At 68.0% G+C, this 18,724-nt stretch carries 17 protein-coding genes and 1 tRNA gene; 15 read left to right on the top strand and 3 right to left on the bottom strand.

What is annotated here, in order from left to right; all coding sequences use genetic code 11:
• Nucleotides 1–557: 557 nt before the first annotated feature.
• Nucleotides 558–650, bottom strand: a tRNA-Ser gene (locus tag D6682_04005).
• Nucleotides 651–762: 112 nt separating this feature from the next.
• Nucleotides 763–1,656: a DUF4438 domain-containing protein gene (locus tag D6682_04000; protein RMH51648.1), complete on the bottom strand. Its 894-nt coding sequence runs from the start codon at nucleotides 1,654–1,656 to the stop codon at nucleotides 763–765.
• A 79-nt stretch (nucleotides 1,657–1,735) separates the two neighbouring features.
• Between D6682_04000 and D6682_03995 the strand changes: the two genes are divergently transcribed.
• The 15 genes from D6682_03995 (at nucleotide 1,736) to D6682_03925 (ending at nucleotide 17,326) form a co-directional block, all read left to right on the top strand.
• Nucleotides 1,736–2,389, top strand: a complete 654-nt coding sequence (locus D6682_03995) for a DNA-binding response regulator (GenBank protein ID RMH51647.1) — start codon at nucleotides 1,736–1,738, stop codon at nucleotides 2,387–2,389.
• 104 nt (nucleotides 2,390–2,493) lie between these two features.
• Complete coding sequence (locus tag D6682_03990) at nucleotides 2,494–4,230, top strand: hypothetical protein (protein RMH51646.1); 1,737 nt, start codon at nucleotides 2,494–2,496, stop codon at nucleotides 4,228–4,230.
• Nucleotides 4,227–5,159 (top strand): homoserine kinase, encoded by a 933-nt coding sequence (locus D6682_03985; protein ID RMH51645.1) that lies wholly within the window; start codon nucleotides 4,227–4,229, stop codon nucleotides 5,157–5,159. Before D6682_03990 ends, D6682_03985 begins: the two co-directional genes overlap by 4 nt.
• 7 nt (nucleotides 5,160–5,166) lie before the next feature.
• Nucleotides 5,167–6,138: an ABC transporter permease gene (locus D6682_03980; protein ID RMH51644.1), complete on the top strand. Its 972-nt coding sequence runs from the start codon at nucleotides 5,167–5,169 to the stop codon at nucleotides 6,136–6,138.
• Nucleotides 6,135–6,965 carry an ABC transporter permease gene (locus D6682_03975; protein RMH51643.1) on the top strand — a complete coding sequence of 277 codons (831 nt, stop codon included), beginning with the start codon at nucleotides 6,135–6,137 and terminating at the stop codon, nucleotides 6,963–6,965. The genes D6682_03980 and D6682_03975 overlap by 4 nt, the downstream gene beginning before the upstream one ends.
• A gap of 223 nt (nucleotides 6,966–7,188) precedes the next feature.
• A complete protein-coding gene (gene gnd, locus D6682_03970) occupies nucleotides 7,189–8,109 on the top strand; it encodes a decarboxylating 6-phosphogluconate dehydrogenase (protein ID RMH51642.1) in 921 nt (306 codons plus the stop codon).
• A gap of 318 nt (nucleotides 8,110–8,427) precedes the next feature.
• Nucleotides 8,428–9,966, top strand: a complete 1,539-nt coding sequence (gene zwf, locus D6682_03965; GenBank protein ID RMH51641.1) for a glucose-6-phosphate dehydrogenase — start codon at nucleotides 8,428–8,430, stop codon at nucleotides 9,964–9,966.
• Entirely contained in the window at nucleotides 9,944–10,591 is a 648-nt protein-coding gene (gene pgl, locus D6682_03960; protein ID RMH51640.1) for a 6-phosphogluconolactonase, read from the top strand. The genes zwf and pgl overlap by 23 nt, the downstream gene beginning before the upstream one ends.
• A gap of 142 nt (nucleotides 10,592–10,733) precedes the next feature.
• Nucleotides 10,734–11,510 carry a DUF3108 domain-containing protein gene (locus D6682_03955; protein RMH51639.1) on the top strand — a complete coding sequence of 259 codons (777 nt, stop codon included), beginning with the start codon at nucleotides 10,734–10,736 and terminating at the stop codon, nucleotides 11,508–11,510.
• A 49-nt stretch (nucleotides 11,511–11,559) separates the two neighbouring features.
• Entirely contained in the window at nucleotides 11,560–12,063 is a 504-nt protein-coding gene (locus tag D6682_03950) for an SAM-dependent methyltransferase (GenBank protein ID RMH51638.1), read from the top strand.
• Nucleotides 12,060–12,644, top strand: coding sequence for an isoprenylcysteine carboxylmethyltransferase family protein (locus tag D6682_03945; GenBank protein ID RMH51637.1), 585 nt, complete (start codon nucleotides 12,060–12,062; stop codon nucleotides 12,642–12,644). Before D6682_03950 ends, D6682_03945 begins: the two co-directional genes overlap by 4 nt.
• Complete coding sequence (locus D6682_03940; GenBank protein RMH51636.1) at nucleotides 12,530–13,690, top strand: glycosyltransferase family 9 protein; 1,161 nt, start codon at nucleotides 12,530–12,532, stop codon at nucleotides 13,688–13,690. Before D6682_03945 ends, D6682_03940 begins: the two co-directional genes overlap by 115 nt.
• Complete coding sequence (locus tag D6682_03935; GenBank protein RMH51635.1) at nucleotides 13,687–15,399, top strand: hypothetical protein; 1,713 nt, start codon at nucleotides 13,687–13,689, stop codon at nucleotides 15,397–15,399. The genes D6682_03940 and D6682_03935 overlap by 4 nt, the downstream gene beginning before the upstream one ends.
• Entirely contained in the window at nucleotides 15,396–16,484 is a 1,089-nt protein-coding gene (locus tag D6682_03930; protein RMH51634.1) for a glycosyltransferase family 1 protein, read from the top strand. The genes D6682_03935 and D6682_03930 overlap by 4 nt, the downstream gene beginning before the upstream one ends.
• A 26-nt stretch (nucleotides 16,485–16,510) precedes the next feature.
• Nucleotides 16,511–17,326 carry a glycosyltransferase family 2 protein gene (locus D6682_03925; protein ID RMH51649.1) on the top strand — a complete coding sequence of 272 codons (816 nt, stop codon included), beginning with the start codon at nucleotides 16,511–16,513 and terminating at the stop codon, nucleotides 17,324–17,326.
• Here the strand turns inward: D6682_03925 and D6682_03920 are convergent.
• A complete protein-coding gene (locus tag D6682_03920; protein RMH51633.1) occupies nucleotides 17,281–18,663 on the bottom strand; it encodes a hypothetical protein in 1,383 nt (460 codons plus the stop codon). The genes D6682_03925 and D6682_03920 overlap by 46 nt on opposite strands.
• Nucleotides 18,664–18,724 lie beyond the last annotated feature (61 nt).

The raw sequence follows: 18,724 nt of genomic DNA, 5'->3' as shown, positions 1-18,724 counted from the left end.
TCCCCCGCATCCGCGGGGATGGGCCCAAAGCGGTCACCCCGCTCGATATGCGCTCGCCGCTTCAAGCGCATACCTGGAATCTGCTATGATTCCCCCATGAATCTGATGATCTGGGGTGGCTCGTTTCTTTTTGCAGCCGGCTTCGTGACCTCACCATGGTTGACGGTCGCGGGGCTGGCTCTGTTCGCCGCCGGCGGCATGCGGCTGATCTGGAGCCTGCTGGAGTAGCCGCGCCACAGGCAGCCGGCCGATCATGGTCGGATCATGGCAACATACCGTGATCATTGACAGTTCTGCAAGAAATCATCATCGCGGCGTTGGCTTGCCGCGCAAATCCGGAGGTTGCGCATGCAACCGACGGATTTGTAAGAGGATCGAAGACCGCGCGCTTCGATTGGCGCCAAGCAAAAGGTCCACAGACGGACGTTGTGCGATCCGCTCCTCCATGCAGACATGGAGGGCGATCGCCCGCCGCCGTCCGGTCGGCATTCCAACAACAAAAAAGCCCCGATCTCCCGGGGCTTCGCGGACAGGTCGGATCGTGCTGGATGATATTCTGGCGGAGAGGGTGGGATTCGAACCCACGTGGCGGGATCAACCGCCCAGCCGATTTCGAGTCGGTGCCGTTGTGACCGCTTCGGTACCTCTCCGGTGCGGGTCAGCCGCTCCGGCGATGGCTGCGAGGCATCGAGCACCACGCAATGCGCCGGAACGCGCGGCAGGCTAGTACAGCGTAGCGACCGTGCAAGCCGCCGCAGCACCTCACGCTTCGGCGAAGCGGCCGATGCCGAGCAGCGCCCCCATGTTGGCGTCGTCATCGAGCACCGGCACCAGCTTGCCGTCGAGCGCACTCATCAGGGTCATCATGCCGGGGCCGTGGCCGGCGAGCGGCGAGTCGGAATGGATCACCACCCCGATGGTCACCGCCCCCTTGCGCCAGGTGCGGCCGTAGCGGTTGTCATGGTCGCGCACGGCGACGAAATCGCCGAAGCACAGCCGATCGAGCCCGTGCTCACGCACCAACGAAGGATCGTGGCACAGGATGTCGTAGTCACCGCTGGTCACCGACAGCGCCCCGATGCCCGAGCCCATGGCGTGCCCCGGCACGATCACCCGCACCGGCACCTCGATGGCCCCGTCGGCGCGCTCCACCAACCCCCATAGATCGAACAGGTCGGGGTCGAGGTTGTAGATCGCCACCTCGGGATGGTCACGCAGCTGCAATCCCTGGCCGAAGCCGCGGATGAGGAACTTGTCGTCGCAGGTGAGCCGGTCGAGCACTTCGTCGGGGAAGTCGAGCACCAAATGCTCCACCCCGCCGTGGTGGCCGAGCACGGTGCCGATCGCCCCCTTGGCATCGCCCCCGATCACCCGCGCCCGGTTGCCGCAGCAGGCGAGGAACTGGTAGCCCGCCTCCACCTTGCGGTTCTTGTGACTCAGGGTGGTGGAAACCCCCGGCTCGATGTGCTCGCCCGCCCAGCCGAAGACCGAATCGCCGACCTTGACGTTATAGGTGATGCCACCGGTCGACGGCCAGGCGAAGGGCCGGCCGTCGGCGGCGACCTCGAACGGCGCCCACTGATGGGCCGGCGCCACCTGGCCCTGCACGGCGGTCATCACCAACCGGTCGCGGTTGGTGGCCAATGGTCTGCCCATATCCGAACCTCCTTATGCCGCCACCATAGCCGCCAGGGCCGAAATGGAAAGGGCTGCCCCCTCCCCCTATCCTTGCGCCATGCCCCAGCCGCACCCCATCCTGATCGTCGAAGACAACCCCGAGGTGCGCCACTACCTGCGCCATGCGATCGAGGAGCACCCGCAACTGACGGTCGCGGACGCCGTCGGCGACTGCACGGCGGCGCGGGCGGCGCTGATGAAGCCGCAACCGATCCGGGTGATGCTGGTCGACCTCGGCCTGCCCGACGGCTCCGGCATCGAGCTGATCCGCCAGGCGCGCGACCGGGGGATCGAGAGCATGGTCATCACCATCCATGACGACCGGCGCCATGTGCTGGAGGCGCTGGAGGCCGGCGCCACCGGCTACATCCTCAAGGACGACCTGCGTGGTCGGCTGGCCCAGACCATTCTTGACCTGATCGCCGGCGGCTCTCCCATGTCACCGATGATCGCCCGGACCCTGCTGACCCGCCTGACTACGGCGCACAACGATACGGGCTGGAAGCCGCAAGGCGCCGATCCGCTTTCGGATCGGGAGCGGCTGATTCTGCAACTGCTCGCCGACGGCTGTGCGCGCAAGGCGATCGCCGTCAAGCTGGGCATCAGCCCCCACACCGTCCACAGCTACATCAAGAAGATCTACCGCAAGCTGCAGGCCCACTCCAACCTCGAAGCGGTACACCGGGCGAGAACGCGGGGGCTGCTCGACTGAACCCAGCGCTGCGCGCTCTGTGGCTCGTCGTCGGCGCACCGGCGGCGATCATCTCGGTCTGGCTGGTCAACCACGCCCTCCATCTGCCGACGCCGCCACCCGGCGTGACGGTGGCGGTACACGCCTCCTGCGCCTTCACCCCCGGCGCCGACCCGCCCGCCCCCGACCGCTGGCGCTCCTGCCCCCTGCCCGATGTCTGGGACCGCACCCACCCCGATTTCCAGGGTTACGGCTGGTACCGCATCCTCCTGCCGCCGCAGACCGCCCCCGATACCCCCACCGCCCTCCTGCTCACCGGAGTGAACATGAACGCCGAGCTGCGCGTAGGCGGGCGGGTCATCGGGCGCGGCGGCCGCATGGAGGAACCGGTCGCCCGCCACTGGAACCGCCCGCTCTACTTCGATCTGCCGACCCCCACCCCAGCGGCACTGACCATCCTCGTCTTCGGCTACGCCAACAACAACAGTGGCCTCGGCCCGGTATGGATCGGGCCGGCCCGTATCCTGCAGCCGATCTACCACCGGGCGGCCCAGTCGGCCGACTGGGTCAGCGGCAGCGCGGCGGCGGTCGTCCTCGCCCTCGGCCTGCTCTTCCTCATCTTCTGGCTGGGGATCGGCGATCGCGCCTACCTCTTCTTCGCGCTGGGCAGCATCATCGGCGCTCTCTACATCTTCGACGCCTATCTGATCTACCCGCCGCTGGGGCGCAACCTCTGGGAGCGGCTGGTCCAGCTCTCCATCGGCTGGTCGCAACTCTTCTACCTCCTCTTCGTGCTGGAGAGCACCTCCATCCGTGCCCGGTGGCTGCGCCGCTTCGCCTGGCTGGTGATGGTGACCACCACCTTCCTGGTGGCCATCGCCGCCAACCGCGACATCCTGCCCGTGGCGGCGTGGAGCGAGGGAACGACGCTGCTGTGGGACATCGCCGCCCTCGCCCTGCTCACCCGGCGATGGCTCCTCCTGGGGGATCGGGAGGCACTGATCATCGTCCTCTGCCTGATCTTCGTCATGGCCGCCTTCATCCACGACTGGCTGCCCTGGATCACGGCCAGCGGCATCACCCCGCCCTACCTCTTCTTCCTCGGCCCGACCGGATTCGCGCTGGCCGTCACCGTCCTGCTCATCGTCCGCTTCATCAGCGCCCACCGCCGCGAACACGCCTTCCGCACCGAGCTGCAGCGCTCGCTGGCCGAGCAGGAGCGGGAACTGGCCGATCGCCACGCCCGCATCCTGGAGCTGGAGCGGCAACAGGCGGTGCGTGCCGAGCAGGATCGGGTGGTGCGCGAGCTGCACGACGGAGTCGGCGGCCATCTGGCCAGCGCCATGACCCTCGCCCAGGCGGCCGACGCCCCATTGCGCGAACGGCTGCGGGAAGCGTTGGACGAGCTGCGCCTACTGATGGACTCCAGCGACGGCGAGCAGGACTTCCACGCGCTGCTGGCCATGCAGCGTTGGCGGCTGGGGCAACGACTGGCCGACCACGCCATCGAGCTCCACTGGGAGAGCAGCGTCAAACCGACCCCCCTGGCCGAGGACTCCTCCAGCCTGATGCACCTGCAGCGGATCATCCAGGAGGCGGTGACCAACAGCGTCAAATACGCCGGCTGCCGCACCATCCGCGTCACCACCGGGGCGCGGTTCGTGGAGATCCGCGACGACGGCTGCGGCCTCCCATCGACGGTACGGGAAGGACGCGGGCTGAAGAACATGCGCTGGCGCGCCGAGCAGCTCGGCGCCCGTTGCACCATCACTGGCAGCCGTGGGGGAACGACGGTGCGCGTCAGCTGGCCCGAATCGGGCATGGATTTCACGTCCGGCGAGGCGCAGCCTTCGGGATCATGAGCGTCTACACCGAGCTCTCCCCCGCCGAGGTCGGCGACATCCTCGCCGGCTACGACCTCGGCGCGTTGCGTGGCCTGCAGGGCATCGCCGCCGGCATCGAGAACAGCAACTTCTTCGTCGATACCGATCGCGGCCGCTTCGTGCTCACCATCTTCGAGCGGATGGCGCCGGAGGAGCTGCCCTGGTTCATGCGGCTGATGTGCCATCTGCACCAGCGGGGCTTCCCCTGCCCGCAGCCGGCCCGCAGCCGGGATGGGACGCTGCTCTTCGACTACGGCGAAAAACGGGGCTGCATCGTCTCCTGCCTGCCCGGCGCGGTGGTGGAGCGGCTCAACCGTGGTCAGCTGGCCGAGGCCGGCGCCACGCTGGCGCGGCTCCATCTGGCCGGAGCGGATTTCACCCCCGCACGGGCCAACCCGACCGGTGCGGACTGGCTTGCCCGCACGGCGGAGCAGGTGGCCGAACCGCTGGCCGCACGCTACGGCACGGAGGCGGCGGCGCTGCTGCGCGACGAACTCGCCTGGCAACAGGCGCAGCGACCGCCGTCGCTGCCCACAGGGATCATCCACGGCGACTACTTCTGCGACAACATCCTCTTCGACGGCGACCGGGTCAGCGGGGTGATCGACCTCTACTACGCCCACAGCGCCCCGTGGGTCATGGACATCGCCATCGCGATCAACGCGCTGGCCATCACCCTGGAGCAAAAGGATGAGGCGCGCAGCCGCGCCCTCCTCGACGGCTACCAGGCCCGGCGCCCGCTCGATGCGGACGAGCTGGCCGCCCTGCCGGGGTTGCTGCGGCTGGCCGCGCTGCGCTTCTGGCTCTCCCGCCTGTTCGACCTCTTCTTCCCGCGCGACGGGGCGATGACCCAGGTGAAGGATCCCGAGGAGTACCGCCACAAGCTTCGCTACCACCGGGGCAACTGAGCCGGCCGTGCCGCACTACTTGCTCAAACGACTGCTGATGATGGTGCCACTGCTTGTCGGCATCACCGTCATCTCCTTCGGCATGATGCACCTGGCCCCGGGTGCGCCGTCGGCGGTCGGTCAGGCGATGGATCCACGGGTCTCCGCCGCCGACATCGAGCGGCTGCGCCACTACTACGGCCTCGACCAGCCGCTCTACCAGCAGTACTGGCACTGGCTCAAACGGCTGGCCACGCTCGATTTCGGCAACTCCTTCTCGGCCGACGGCCGCCCGGTGCTCGACAAGATCGCCGAGCGGCTGCCGGTCACCCTCTGGATCAACCTGCTGGCCATGGCGCTGATCCTGGCGGTCGCCATCCCCGTCGGGGTGGTCTCCAGCGCCCGGCAGAACTCCTGGCTCGACCGGGGGCTGACCGTCGCCGTCTTCATCGGCTTCGCCATCCCCTCCTTCTGGCTCGGCCTGCTGCTGATGATCGCGCTGGGGGTCGAACACCACTGGCTGCCGATCTCCGGTATGCACAGCTACGGCTGGCGCCGGATGGGCTGGTGGGCGCAACAGTGGGATCTGCTGCGCCACCTGGCCATGCCGGTCTTCGTCTCGGCCGTCGGCGGCATCGCCGGCATGAGCCGCTTCATGCGCAGCGGCATGCTCGAGGTGATCCGCAGCGACTTCATCACCACCGCGCGGGCCATGGGAGCCGACGAACGGACCATCCTCTACCGCTACGCCCTGCGCAACGCGCTGCTGCCGATCATCACCCTGCTCGGCCTGTCGGTGCCCGGGCTGATCGGCGGTTCGGTGATCGTCGAGCAGCTCTTCTCCATCCCCGGCATGGGGCAGCTCTTCTACCAGGCGGTACTGGCGCGGGACTACCCGCTGGTCATGGGCATCACCGTCATCGGCGCCGTGCTCACCCTGCTGGGCAACCTGCTGGCCGATCTCGCCTACGGCTGGGCCGATCCGCGCACTTGCCGATGAGCATCCGCGCAACCACCCTGCTGCGCCGCCAGCCGATGCTGCTGGCCGGCGGGGCGATCGTCGCGGTCGTCGCCTGCGCCGCCCTGCTGGCCCCCTGGCTCGCCCCGCACGACCCGCTGACCATCCATGTGCATGAGATGCTGCTGCCCCCATCCGCGCAACACTGGTGCGGCACCGACGAGCTCGGGCGGGACGTCTTCTCCCGCATCCTCTTCGGCGCAAGGGTCTCGCTGGCCGTCGGCTTCGTCGCCGTGGGCATTTCGATGGCCATCGGCGTCGCGCTCGGGGTGGTGGCCGGCTTCCACGGCGGGCGGATCGACGCGCTGATCATGCGCTTCACCGACATGGTGCTCTGTTTTCCCACCTTCTTCCTCATCCTGGCGGTGATCGCCTTCCTCGAGCCGTCGATCTGGAACATCATGATCGTCATCGGCCTCACCTCGTGGATGGGAGTGGCGCGGCTGGTCCGGGCGGAGATGCTGTCGCTGCGCCGGCGCGAGTTCGTGCTGGCCGCCGAGGCGCTGGGGGCTGGAAGCTGGCGGCTGATCACCCGCTACTGCCTGCCCAACGCCATGGGGCCGATCCTGGTCTCCTCGGTGCTGGGAGTGGCCGGCGCGGTGCTGACCGAATCGGGCCTCTCCTTCCTCGGGCTGGGCGTCCAGCCTCCCAATCCGTCGTGGGGCAACATGCTCACCGCCGGCAAGGACAACATTCAGATCGCCTGGTGGCTGTCGCTCTACCCGGGGCTGGCCATCCTGATCACCGTGCTGGGCTACAACCTGCTTGGCGAGGGGCTGCGCGACTGGCTCGACCCTCGGCAGAGATGATTCCATCGCAAAAAGTCCGTCCATGGACTTTTTTGCTTGATGGCAATCGAGGAGCGCGCTCTACGATTGCCTTGCAAATCCTTCGCTTGCAGAAGCAGGCCGCGGATTTGCGCGGCCGTCCCGGCGGCGGCAGCCGGCTTCTTGCGAAGCCGTCTGAGATGATGATTTCGCAAGAAACCATCGCACCACGCGCAAGCCAAGAACAATAAACAGGAGCAACGCCATGAATATCGCAATGATCGGACTGGGCCGCATGGGCGGCAACATGGTCAGAAGGCTGGCCGGCGGCGGCCACCGCGTCTGGGCCTACGACGTGGCGCCGGAGCCGGCGCGGGCCCTGGCCGCCGAGTTTTCCAACGTCACCGCCGTCGCATCGCTGGCCGAACTGGTCGCGACCCTGCCCGCGCCCCGGGTGGTCTGGATCATGGTGCCGCACCAGTTCGTCGACGACACCATCGCCGGGCTCATCGACGCAGGAGTTGCCGCCGGCGATCTGATCGTCGACGGCGGCAACTCCTACTACAAACAGGGGCAGAAGCGCGGCGCCATGCTGCGCGAACGAGGCATTCTCTTTGCCGACTGCGGCACTTCCGGCGGCGTCTGGGGGCTGAAAAACGGTTACTCGCTGATGATCGGCGGCGATGAGGAGGCAATCGCACTGGTCGCGCCGGCGCTGACCACGCTGGCCGCCAACGACGGCAAGGGGTGGGGCCATGTCGGGCCGATCGGTGCCGGCCACTTCGTCAAGATGGTCCACAACGGCATCGAGTACGGCATGATGCAGGCCTTCGCCGAGGGGTTCGAGCTGATGAAGTCCAAGGAGGAGTTCGATCTCGACATGCACCAGATCGCCCGCATCTGGCAGAAGGGGTCGGTGGTCAGCTCATGGCTGCTCGATCTGATCGGCGACGCGCTGGAGCAGAACGGCACCCTCTCCACCCTCTCCGACTGGATGGACGACTCCGGCGAAGGGCGCTGGACGGTGCAGGAGGCGGTCGATCTGGCCATCCCCACCCCGGTGCTGGCGCTGGCGCTGCAGATGCGCTTCCGCAGCCGCCAGCGCGACACCTTCGCCGGCAAGGTGGTCAACGCCATGCGTGCCGGCTTCGGCGGCCACGCCATCAAGCCGGCGGAGCAGAACTGATGGTTTCGCAAGAAACCATCATCGCGACCATGGAGGGTCGCGCAAATCCGGAGGTTGCGCATGCAACCGACGGATTTGTAAGGGGATCGAAGACCGCGCTCTTCGATCCCCGTCAAGCAAAAAGTCCATGGACGGACTTGTTGCGATTCGATCAGAACTGATGGTTTCGCAAGAAACCATCATCGCGGCGTTGGCGTGCCGCACAAACCCGAAGGTTGCAGAGGCGACCGGCGGTTCCGTAGCGCGGTCGAAGCGCGCGCCCTTCGACCGCCGCCAGGCAAAACGTCCATGGACGGGCCTTTTGCCATCCGATCGATCATGAACGAGTTCCACGAAGCGGCAACGCTGATCGGCTCCCGTCGGCCGGAGCCGTGCAACATCGTCATCTTCGGCGCCTCGGGCGACCTGACCAAACGCAAGCTGCTGCCGGCGCTGGCCCACATGCACCGCTGGAACCTGATCGGTCCGGAATCCCGCATCATCGGCGTGGTGCGTGAGGAGTGGAATCGCTCCCACTGGATCAACTACGTCCACGACCAGCTGCTCAACTTCTTCCCCGAGGCGGTGCTCAATCCCCCCTCCTGGCGACGCATCGCCGAGAAGCTCGACGTGGTCCACGGCGATCTCGCCGATCCCGACCTCTACCAACGGCTCAAGGGGGTGCTCTGCTGTCGCAACGGCCGGACCAACGCCATGTTCTACCTGGCCATCCCGCCCGACTGGCACGAACGGGTGGCCATCGGGCTGCGTGAGGCGGGGCTGGCCGCGGAGACCCAAGGGTTCCGCCGCATCGTGATCGAGAAGCCGTTCGGCACCTCCTACGAAAGCGCCTGCGCGCTCAACCGCAAGCTGCTGCGCAACTTCGACGAATCGCAGATCTACCGCATCGACCACTACCTGGGCAAGGAGAGCGTGCAGAACCTGATGGTCTTCCGCTTCGCCAACGCCGTCTTCGAGCCGATGTGGAACCGCAACTACATCGATCATGTGCAGATCTCGGTGGCCGAGTCGCTCGGGGTGGAGTACCGCGCCCTCTACTACGACAAGGCGGGCGCGCTGCGCGACATGATCCAGAGCCACCTGCTGCAGGTGATGTCGCTGGTGGCGATGGAGGCGCCGGTCGCGTTCGACGCCCAGGCGATCCGTGACGAAAAGCTCAAGGTACTCAGGTCGGTGCGCCCGATCCCGCCCGACCAGGTGGAGCGTTTCGCCGTGCGCGCGCAGTACACCACCGGCGTGGTCGACGGCGAGAAGAGCATCGGCTACCGCGACGAGCCGATGGTCGATCCGGCCTCGACCACCGAGACCTTCGCCGCGGTCAAGCTCTTCATCGACAACTGGCGCTGGCACGACGTCCCCTTCCTGCTGCGCACCGGCAAGAAGCTGCCGGCGCGGGTGTCGGAGATCGCCATCCGCTTCCGCCGTCCTCCGCAGAACATCTTCTCCGGCTTCTGCAAGGAGATCGCCTGCAACGAGCTGGTCTTCCGCCTCCATCCGGACGAGGGGATGGTCTACACCATCAACGCCAAGCGGCCAGGATTGGCCCCCGACCTGCGCACCCTCCACCTCGATGCCCCCTACAGCGTGCCGGGCATGGGAACCCCCGAGGCCTACGAAACCCTGCTGCACGACGTTCTGCTGGGCGAGGCGACGCTGTTTGCCAGCGGGGTCGAGGTGGAGGAGTCGTGGCGCATCGTGCAGCCGATCCTCGACGCATGGCAAGAGCGGCGGGATCTGCAGTTCTACGCCGCCGGCAGTTGGGAGGTGCCGGGCATCGATCGGCTGATGGAGGGGTGCGAAGGGGGTTGGCGCGACCTCTCGCAGCACGCAAGTCATGTATTTCACTCGGTTTCCTGACCAGGAGCAGGCGGCAGCCCATGCCGCCCGGGCGATTGCCGATTGCGGTCGCGAAGCGATTGCCGCCCGGGGCCGCTTCCACTGGGTGCTGGCCGGCGGCAGAACCCCTCGCGGCTGCTACCGGCTGCTGCGCGACGCCGACCTGCCATGGCGCCGGGTCCACTGCTGGTTCGGCGACGAGCGGCTGCTTCCGGACGGCGATCCGGAGCGGAACGAGACCATGGCGCGCGAGGAGTTGCTCGACCACGTCCCGATCCCCCAATCCCACATCCACGCCGTCCGCGGCGCCGACGCGGAGCAGGCGGCCGCCGCCTACGCCGAACAGCTCGCCTGCGTCGACCGCTTCGACTTCGTCCTGCTCGGCATGGGAGAAGACGGCCACACCGCCAGCCTCTTCCCCGACGACCGGCGGGCGCTCGCCTCCGACGCCCTGGCCCTGGCCGTCTTCGATGCGCCCAAGCCGCCGCCGGTGCGGGTCTCGATGGGGCTGACCGCCCTCAACAACCACCACCGCTGCATGATCCTGGCCACCGGAGCGGGCAAACGGGAGGCGGTCGCACGCATCCGCGCCGGCGAGCCGCTGCCTGCTGCACGCATCGCGGACGCGGAATTCCTGATCACCTGATGGGTTCGCAAGCAGCCGTCATCCGCGATCGGGACGGTCGCGCAAAACGGGAGCCTGCGCATGCAACCAACGGGTTCGTAAGGGTATCGAAGAGCGCGCTCTTCGCGATACCCGTCAAGCAAAAGCCTAGTGGACGGCCGTTTTGCGCTCTGGCCATCACGTGAGCCGCTTCGCAGGCTGCCGTCCATGGCTGTGGTGCTGCGCGCTGCTGCTCGTCCCGCCGTCCGCGCCGGCCACTGCCGGTGAGTGCCCGCCGCCGCTCGGCGAGCAGATGCGCTTCGACGTCGATTGGGAGTTCATCAACGGCGGCAGCGCCACCCTGAGTTATCTGCGCCACGGCGCCGACGGCTACCGCATCCGCATCCGGGCACGCACCAACCGCTTCCTCGACCTGTTCAAGAAGGTGCGCGACACCATCACCGCCGACGGCGTCTGCCGCGACGGCCACCTGCAGAGCACCTCCTTCGTACTCGACCAGCACGAGAACCGCTACCGCGCCCACAAGGAGACCCGCTTTCTGTGGCGTAAAAACCTGGTGGAGTATCGACAGAACGGGAAAACCGACCGCTACGAGGTGCCCGCCGGCCATTTGAGCGTCCTGGACGCCTTCACTAGAGTGCGCCGGCTCCCGCTCCATCCGGGGACGACCGTCCGGATCCCGGTGTTCGACGCACGCAAACGCTACCTGGTGGAGGTCTCCGTCGGCGACGACACGGAACGACTGCGCGCCCCCTGGGGCGAGCGCGTGGAGTGCCTTGTCGTCACCCCCCGTCTCAAGAGCGCAGGCATCTTCTCCAGCAAGGGAGCGATCACCATCTGGATGACCGACGACCCACGCCACATCCCGATCAAGTTGCGGGCGAAGATCAAGATCGGCCACATCATCGGCCGGCTGACCGGATACCGGGCGCCGGGATGAGGCCGCCTGCCGCACCCCGGGCGGTCGCCCTGCCCCGCTACGATCGGGCATGACGACGCTCGATCTCGGTTGCGGCCGCGACAAGGCGGCCGGGGCGATCGGTGTCGACCACCACCCCGACTCCGCCGCCGATGTGCTGGCCGACTTCGCCGCCGCACCCCTTCCCTTCGCCGATGCAAGCTTCGACCATGTCATCTGCAGCCACGTGATCGAACACATGCGCCATCCGGTCGGGCTGATGGAGGAGATCTGGCGCGTGCTCAAGCCCGGCGGCACGGTGGAGATCAAGACCCCGCACTACACCCACTGGACCAGTTGGGGCGATCCGACCCACTACCACCACTTCGGCTCGCACGCGCTGCGCCACTTCACCGAAGAGAGCACGGTCTACTACCGCTGCCGCTACAGCATGGTGTCGATGAATCTGCGCTGCCACACCCTGCCGGCGCGGCTGCTCAAGGCGCTGCTCGGCCAGGAGCGGTTTGAGCGCTCGTTTTCCAAGTTCTTCCCCATCCGCGAGATCGTCGCCGTGTTGCGCAAGGAGGCGATGTGACGGCTGCGCTGCAACAAGCATACGCGAGGCTTGAGGCGTGGTGCTTCGCCCACCGCATCTGGGCCACCGCCCCGGTGGTCATCCTGTTGCTTGCCGTGGCCCGACCGACCCTGCCCGGCCTGCTGATCGGCGGGTTGGTGGTGGTGGCAGGCGAAGCCGGCCGCTGCTGGGCATCCGGCTACATCGACAAGAACCGGAAGCTGGCCACCGCCGGCCCCTACCGCTACACCCGCAACCCGCTCTACTTCTTCAACAGTGTCATCTTCACCGGTTTCTGCATCATGGCGGCCAATCCCTGGGCGGCGCTGCTGGGGATGGCCGCCTTCACCGTCATCTACCGCCCGGCGCTGCGCAACGAGGCCGCCTACATGCGCCGCCTCTTCGGGGCGGAGTACGACCAGTGGGCGGAGCAGGTGCCCCTCTTCTTGCCGCGGCCGACCGGTTACCCGGCCCGGGGCGCCCATTCATGGGCGCTGGTGCGCGAACACCGCGAACACAAGAACGCGCTTGCCATGGCAGCGGGCATGGCGCTGTTCGTCGCCATCTACCTCTGGCAGCACTGCAGTCGTTGCGCGCACTAGTCGTCGTCACCCGCTACCTGGGGGATGTGCTGCTGGCCACACCGCTGGCCCGGTCGCTGGCCGCCGCCGGCTATGAGGTGGAGTGGCTGGTCGCCCCCGGCACCGAGGCGATGGTGGCCGACCAGCCCTTCGCCTGCGCCTGCCACACCCTGATCCCGTCGTGGCAGGGATTGCGCCGCTCCGTGCGCAGCCTGCGCGGCCGCTTCGACCTCGCCTGCGTACTCACCGGCTCCGACCGGGCGACGGCGGTGGCCCGGCTGGTGGCCCGGCAGGTCTGCGCACTGCTGCCTGGCCGCTGGCAGGATGGCTGGAAGCGGCGGCTGGTGACCCGCTGGAGCGGCTACTCCCCGCACAGCCACATGGTCAGCTACTGCGCCGATCTCTGCCGTCTGGCCGGGGTCACACCGCTGACGCACGCCCCGGCACTCGACTGGAACAACGACGACCTGGCCGCCGTGCGCGACCGGCTGGGGTGGCCGGAGCAGCAGCCCTACGCCCAGCTCCACCCCTTCGCCCGCTGGAGCTACAAGCTGTGGCCGGTGGCGCAGTGGCGGCGGTTGATGGGGCGGCTGCACGATGCCGGGCTGAAGATCGTCATCACCGCCGGACCGGACGAGCAGGGGGCGGCGGAGGCGCTGGTGCGGGAGAGCGGCCTACCGCGGGATGCCGTATCCATCGCCGCCGGGCGGTTCCGCTGGCGGCAGCTGGCCGCCCTGTCGGCCAACGCCGCCCTCTATGTCGGCCTGGACACCGCCACCACCCACCTCGCCGCCGGCTGCGGCGCGCCGACCGTCGCCCTCTACGGACCGACCGACCCCCGCATCTGGGGGCCGTGGCCGGCCGGCTGGAACCACGGGCGCTCCCCCTGGCGGCCGGCGGCCGGCGGCCTGCAACGGGCGGGAAACGTCACCCTGATCCAGGGCGAGGCGGGCTGCCTCCCCTGCCAAAAGGAGGGGTGCGGCCACCACCGCGCAAGCCGCAGCGACTGTCTCGACCGCCTGTCGACGGACCGGGTCTGGCGGCAGTGTGCCCGGCGACTGGCATGAACCGCAAGCAGCTCGGCATCTACGGCTACTGCGCCCACCACCCCGACCACGGCGGCACCCACAACTCCGGCGCCGCGCTGCTCGACGACGACGGACGTCTGATCGCCGCCGTCGAGGAGGAGCGGCTCACCCGCGTCAAGATGGAGGCGCGCTACCCCTTCCGCGCCATCGACTGGGTCCGCGGCTTTGGCGAGGATGAAGAGACACCCGTCGCCGTCGCCCGGCTGCCGCGGATCGAGCTGGTCGGCGATGTCTGGCGCAACATGCGCTACTGGGCGGCGCACAGCGAACCGGGCCGGCAGCGGCTCCACTTCTTTGGCGCCATGGTCAGCTTCCCGATCAATGCGCTGGCCGAGAAGCTGGCCGGCAAGGGGGCGCTGCCCGACGCCCTGCGCAGGCGGCGGCGCCGCAACATCCGCCATCACCGCGCCCACGCCGCCGGCGCCTACCACTGCTGCCCCTGGCCCGACGAGCCGGTACTGGTACTCACCCTCGACGGCAGCGGCGATGCCGATTGCGGCACCGTCTGGATCGGCGAGAAGGGACGGATGCGTCAACTCCTGGCCATTCCCGCGCCCCACTCGATCGGCGGCGTCTACACCGCCTTCACCCGCCACCTCGGCTTCCGCCCCACCCGCCACGAAGGCAAGGTGCTGGGGCTGGCCGCCTACGGCGACCCCGAGCCCTTCGCCGACCGGCTGCGGCGCCACATCCGGCTCGATCCGGACCATCCCCGACTCGACACCCCGCTGGCCCAGCTCGCCTACCAGCGCTTCTCCCCACCGATCGCCGCCCGGCTGGCCGAGGGGCTCGACCGGGAGCAGATCGCCGCCGGCCTGCAGGCGGTGACCGAGGAGACGGTGCTCCACTTCGTCCGGCAATGGGTGGAGCAAACCGGCGTCCGCAAGCTCGCCGTCGCCGGCGGCGTCTTCGCCAACGTCAAACTCAACCAGCGCATCCTCGCCTGCGACGAAGTGGAGAACTTCTATGTCTTCCCCAACATGGGCGACGGCGGGCTGGCCGCAGGCGCGGCACTCGCCGCGTGTGCCGACAGCCACGGCGGACTGGCGCCCCGGCTGCTGGAGTCGCTCTATCTCGGCCCGGAGATCACCCGCGAAGAGGCCGAAGCGGCGTTGCACGCAGCAGGGGTCGCCTTCGATCGGCCGGACAGCCTGGCACAGACCACCGCCCGGATGCTGGCCGAAGGCAAGGTGGTGGCCCGCGCCGCCGGACGGATGGAGTTCGGCCCGCGCGCGCTCGGCAACCGCACCATTTTCGCCTCCTGCCACGACCCGGCCATCAATCGATGGCTCAACGACCGCCTCGGCCGGACCGAGTTCATGCCCTTCGCCCCGATCGTCATGGAGGAGTATGCCCGCGACTACTTTCCCGACTGGCGGCCGGAGCATGTCGCAGCCCGCTTCATGACCATCACCTACGACGCATCGGAGCGTGCCAGACGGGAGATCCCGGCGGCGATCCATGTCGACGGCACCGCCCGGCCGCAGGTGCTGCGCCGGCAGGACAACCCCGAAGTCCACGCCATCCTGGCCGCCTACCATGAACGCACCGGCATTCCGGCGCTGATCAACACCAGCTTCAACATGCACGAGGAGCCGATCGTCTGCCGTGCCGCCGATGCGGTGCGCGCCTTCCGACTCGGCCACCTCGATGCGCTGATCTGCGCCGATCTGCTGGCGGTGGCATGAGCCGGCCACCCCTCCACATCCTTGAACCGACCCTGATCAACGACGCCGGTCACTGCTTCACCATCTGCCGCGCCCTGGCCGAGGCCGCCGCACAGAAGGGGATGGAGGTGCGCATCTGGGCGGGGCGACGGGTGGATCCCGGTCTGATCGGCGGGAAGCGCATCCGCTGCATCCCCCATTTCGACCGCGCCCTACGCCGGCCACAGCTCCATCTTCTGCTGCGCCGGCTGCTGCGCGGCGGCGAACGGATCCTCGTCCCCACCGCCGGCCGGCCGGAGCTGCTCGCCTTTGCCCTGCTGCCCGAGCGGTTGCGGCGCCTGGGCCTGGCCTACTTCTACGTCCACCAGATGCGCATGGAGGGCAACCGGTTCCGCCGGCTGCAACGGATCGCTCGCCGCGCGCCGGAGACGCCCATCCTGACCACCACCGAGGCGCTGGCCGAGGCGATCGGGCAGGCCGGATTCCGCACGGTGGCGTGTCAGCCCTGCCCCTTCACTCTGCCGGAGGAGCCACCGAAGGTGGTGCCCTTCCGACAGCTGATCTTCCCCGGCGTGGCGCGGATGGACAAGAACCTGCCGCTGATCGCCGAGCTGATCGCACTGCTGCAGCGGCAGCGGCGCGCCATCCCCTTCCTGCTGCAGGCCGGCCCCAACCACCACGGCGAGTATGCCGCCGATGTCGCCACACTGCTGGAGCGGATCCGCGCCGTCGGTTATCCCCATCTGACCATGCCGGGACGGACGCTGGAGGGGAAGGCCTACTTCGACCAGTTCCCTGGGGCCATCTGCCTGCAGCCCTACCGGGTGCGGGAATACGCCGACAAGATCAGCGGCATCACGCTGGACGCACTTGCCCGCGGCTGCCCGGTGATCGTCCGTGCGGGCATCCAGCCGGCCGGGCTGGTGGCTCGGTTCGATGCCGGCGTGGTCATCGACAGCGACGATGCAGCCTGCTGGCTCGACGCCATCGACCGGGTGATCGCCGACTACGTCGCATTCCAGCGCCGCTGTAGCGACGCCTGCGCCTGGCTGCGGGAGCATCACAGCGCCACCGCACTGCTCGATGCAATGGAGCGGATGGCGTGAGCCGCCCGCCGATCTCGGTCTGTATCATGACCTATAACGAGGCGGAGAAGATCGCCGACGCCATCGCCAGCGTGATCGACTGGGCCGACGAGGTGGTGGTGGTCGACTCCTTCAGCAGCGACGGCACCGATGCCATCGCCCGAGAACTCGGCGCCCGGGTGGAACAGATCCCCTTCCGCACCTTCGGCCAGATCCGCAACGCGGCCATCGCCGCCTGCCGCTTTGCGTGGATCTTCAGCCTCGACGCCGACGAGCGCTGCACCGATGCGGCGGCGGCGGAGATCCAGGCCGTGGTGGCCAACCCCGAGTTCGACGCCTACTTCATTCCGCGGCGCAACTGGTATCTCGGCCGCTGGGTCCGCCACGGCGGCTGGTACCCAGACTATCGCCAGCCGCAACTCTTCCGCCGTGGCGCCATCACCTTCGACGAGTCGGCCGAGGTGCATGAGGAGTACACCATCCACGGAACCACCGGCCATCTGACACAGGAGATCATCCAGTTCCCGTTCAAGGACATCGAGCAGATGATCCATAAGATGCAGCGCTACTCCACCCTCGGTGCGGAGAAGTATGTCCGTCAGGGGCGGCGCGGAGGCATCCTCAAGGGGCTGCTGCATGGGTTGTGGGGGTTCTTCCGCCTCTATGTGCTCAAGCTCGGCTTCCTCGACGGTCGGGCCGGCTTCATCATCGCGCTGGGCAACTTCGAGGGAACCTTCTACCGCTACGCCAAGCTGGCCGCCCGGCAGCAGGGCTGGCTATGCAAACCGCCGGCCGACCCGACCGCGGATGGAGCGGGCTACTCCGGTACTTTGGTGAAGAGCGAGGAGAGATCGTCCTCGTAGGCGCACTGCTCGATCATCAGATTGGGATGTTGCTTCAGATCGATCTCGCGCGGCGGGATCTCCTCGCCATACTCGTCCATCATCACCCGCACCACCGGCCGCAACGGCAGACGGGGATGGCAGAAGATCACCTTGCCGATCTCCCTGGAGTTGAGCCGCACATAGCTACCCACCGGATAGAGCGAGATGGCGTCGAGCAGCGCCTTGAGCATGGCGCGGTCGAAGGCATGCTTGTACTTCTGCACCACCACCCGCACCGCCTCACGCGGCAACAACCGCTTGCGATAGCTGCGCTTGTGGATCATCGCCTCGAACATCGACAGCAGGCCGATCAGCCGCGCGCTGTAGCAGATCTCCTTGCCTTGCAGCCCACGCGGGCCCGACCCGTCCACCCGCTCATTGAACTCCGATGCGGCACGCAAGACATACTCGTCGGTGATGCCGCAGCGCTGGAGGTAGACCATCCCCTTGGCCGGCGCCTCGCGGATCTCGGCCAGCTCCTCGGGCGACAGCCGGCCGCTCTTGCTCAAGATCCTCTCCGGTACCTGGGCCATCCCGATGTGGTGGAGCACCGCCGCGGTCACCAGCCGCAGGCGGACCTTGAATGGGGTGCGCAGCTCCGCCGTCGTCTTGATCGCATAGAGCAGCATCATCACCGACTTGATCACCAGTTGGCGCAGGTCGTCGTGCCCCTCGGGGATGCTGCTCTCGAAATCGGCCTGTTCCAACTCCAGCTCCAGCGCATTGACCAGCAGCGCATCGCGCTCCAACCAGAGTAGCATGTTGGCGATCTGCTTCTGTAGCGGCCCGAGGTCGAAGGGGCGATGTTGGCGGCAGGCATGGAAGAGGGCGTAGGAGATGTCGATGAAGCGGCGCAGCCAACGCTTGACGTGCGCGGAGACCTGGTCGTGATCCTCGGGCAACTCGGCGACGTCGTCGATAGGTGGACGCCAGGCCGCCGCCCGCGGCGGCTCCGGCGCCCCCTCCGGCAGGTCGGAAGAATCCCCGCCGGAATGCGGGGGCGGCTCCGCATCCACGGTGGAGGGGCGATCGATGCCATCGGACGAGACGGCACCTTCCGTCGCGCGTCGTTCCACCATATCCCCCTGCGGGCCGCCATCCCGCCGCCCCGCAACGGCGAGAGGCACCCCCTCCGATCCGGCCGATGCCGGGGGAGGCTCCACCTCCGCTTCATCGCACAGCAGCGCATCCTCCAGACGGACGGCGGCCGCCTCCTCCTGCGCCTGCTCGGGCTCCTCCTCGGAAAGCAGCAGCCGCTCCATCTCCTCTCCATCGTCGGACGGCGCAGACACCGGACCGCCATCCTCCTCCTGCATCCGAGGAGTCCGCCGCTCTTCCCCTCGATGGCGGCGCAACAATGCGAAGTAGTCCACTGCC

Source organism: Zetaproteobacteria bacterium (genome assembly GCA_003696765.1).
Lineage (GTDB): Bacteria > Pseudomonadota > Zetaproteobacteria > Mariprofundales > J009 > RFFX01.
This window is presented reverse-complemented; position numbering and strand designations above follow the sequence as displayed.

Bases quoted from the DNA above. Each gene is read 5' to 3' on its own strand.
- D6682_04000 (RMH51648.1), bottom strand. From the start codon at position 1,656: ATGGGCAGACCATTGGCCACCAACCGCGACCGGTTGGTGATGACCGCC.
- D6682_03995 (RMH51647.1), top strand. From the start codon at position 1,736: ATGCCCCAGCCGCACCCCATCCTGATCGTCGAAGACAACCCCGAGGTG.
- D6682_03985 (RMH51645.1), top strand. From the start codon at position 4,227: ATGAGCGTCTACACCGAGCTCTCCCCCGCCGAGGTCGGCGACATCCTC.
- D6682_03975 (RMH51643.1), top strand. From the start codon at position 6,135: ATGAGCATCCGCGCAACCACCCTGCTGCGCCGCCAGCCGATGCTGCTG.
- gnd (RMH51642.1), top strand. From the start codon at position 7,189: ATGAATATCGCAATGATCGGACTGGGCCGCATGGGCGGCAACATGGTC.
- zwf (RMH51641.1), top strand. From the start codon at position 8,428: ATGAACGAGTTCCACGAAGCGGCAACGCTGATCGGCTCCCGTCGGCCG.
- pgl (RMH51640.1), top strand. From the start codon at position 9,944: ATGTATTTCACTCGGTTTCCTGACCAGGAGCAGGCGGCAGCCCATGCC.
- D6682_03950 (RMH51638.1), top strand. From the start codon at position 11,560: ATGACGACGCTCGATCTCGGTTGCGGCCGCGACAAGGCGGCCGGGGCG.
- D6682_03940 (RMH51636.1), top strand. From the start codon at position 12,530: ATGGGCGCTGGTGCGCGAACACCGCGAACACAAGAACGCGCTTGCCAT.
- D6682_03935 (RMH51635.1), top strand. From the start codon at position 13,687: ATGAACCGCAAGCAGCTCGGCATCTACGGCTACTGCGCCCACCACCCC.
- D6682_03930 (RMH51634.1), top strand. From the start codon at position 15,396: ATGAGCCGGCCACCCCTCCACATCCTTGAACCGACCCTGATCAACGAC.
- D6682_03925 (RMH51649.1), top strand. From the start codon at position 16,511: ATGACCTATAACGAGGCGGAGAAGATCGCCGACGCCATCGCCAGCGTG.
- D6682_03920 (RMH51633.1), bottom strand. From the start codon at position 18,663: ATGCAGGAGGAGGATGGCGGTCCGGTGTCTGCGCCGTCCGACGATGGA.